At 73.3% G+C, this 1466-nt stretch carries 1 protein-coding gene; it reads right to left on the bottom strand.

The annotated features are described in order from the left end of the window. Positions 1-1466, bottom strand: a 1466-nt coding sequence (locus K6I34_RS36860; protein ID WP_238490344.1) for a penicillin-binding protein 2, incomplete at both ends; no start/stop codon positions are given.

The raw sequence follows: 1466 nt of genomic DNA, 5'->3' as shown, positions 1-1466 counted from the left end.
GCGTACGAGGGTGGGCTGGATGCGCTGGCCGCCGCCCGCGATCGTGGAGTAGACGGAGGCGGCCTGGACGGCGTTGAGGGACAGGCCCTGGCCGAACGGGATCGTGTACTGCTGGGAATTGCTCCATTTGCCCGGGTTCGCCAGGATTCCCGGGGTCTCGCCGGGGAAGCCCAGGCCGGTGGGCGAGCCGATGCCGAACTTCCGCAGGTAGGAGTGGAGGACCTCGTTGCCCTGCGGACGGGTCTTCCCGAGCTGCTCGGCGGCGAGGATCGTGCCGATGTTGCTGGACTTGGCGAGCACGCCGTTGAGCGTGAGGTGCCAGGTGGCGTGGTCGACGTCGTCGGCGAAGGACCGGTCGGCGCGGGGCAGCCGGTTGGGCACCTCGACCCGGGTGAGCGGGGTCGCGGCGCCCTCCTCCAGGACGGCCGCCATGGTCATCACCTTGCTGACACTGCCGGGCTCGTAGGCGTCCTGGAGCGCGGCGTTGCCCAGCGCGTTGCCGTCGGCGTGGGCGAGGTCGTTGGCGTCGTAGCCGGGGGCGTTGGCCATGGCCAGGATCTCGCCGGTGCGGGTGTCCTGGACGACGACGTAGCCGCGGTCGGCCTGCGACTCCTCGACCTGCCGGGAGATGGCGTTCTGCGCGGCCCACTGGATGTCGCGGTCGAGGGTGAGCTCGACGTCGGAGCCGGGCACGGCGGGCTGCTCCTTGACGTCGCCGGTGGGCACCTGACGGCCGCCGGACTGGGCGTAGACGAGCTTGCCGTCGCGGCCCGCGAGCGCCTTGTCGAGCTGGGCCTCGATGCCGCCGCCGCCCCGGCCCTCTGCGTTGACGAAGCCGAGCACCCCGGCGGCGAGGTCGCCGTTGGGGTAGACGCGCTTGCTGTGGGGCTCGCGGTTGATGCCCGCGAGGACGTCGGGGCCCTGCTTCTTCGCCGCCTTCTTCGCGGCCGCCTTCTTGAGCTCCTTGATCTTGTTCCAGACCTGGGGCGTCTGCTGGCGGGCGAGGACGACGTACTTGGACCGGGGGTTGGCGGTGAGCTTCTGCTCCAGGACCGCGGGCCGCTCGTCCAGGACCGGCGCGAGCAGCGCGGCCGCCTGGTGCGCCGCGCCCTCGGCCTTGATCCGCTCGGGGGTCAGCAGGTCGGGCGCGGCGGTGATGTCGTAGGCGTCGACGGTGGTGGCGAGGTCCACCCCGGTGCGGTCGGTGATGGTGCCGCGCTCGGCGGCGAGGGTGACCGGAATGTAGCGGTTGACGTTGGCACGGGCCGCGTACGCGCTCGCGTCGACCGCCTGCACCTGCAGGAGCCGCACGGTGAAGGCGATCAGGACGAGGCTGAGCCCGAGGCCGATCATGCGCAGCCGGGGCCGCGGGCTGCCGAGCCGCAGGGCCTGCGCGCCGGGACGGGCCGGGGGCCGGGCCGCGCCCCGCGCGGGATGGGGCACGGAGCGGCGTGCGGGGCGCGGCC

The organism is Streptomyces sp. UNOC14_S4 (assembly GCF_020740835.1).
GTDB lineage: Bacteria > Actinomycetota > Actinomycetes > Streptomycetales > Streptomycetaceae > Streptomyces.
Note: the sequence above shows the minus strand (reverse complement) of the source record. Positions and strands in the feature narration are given on the sequence as shown.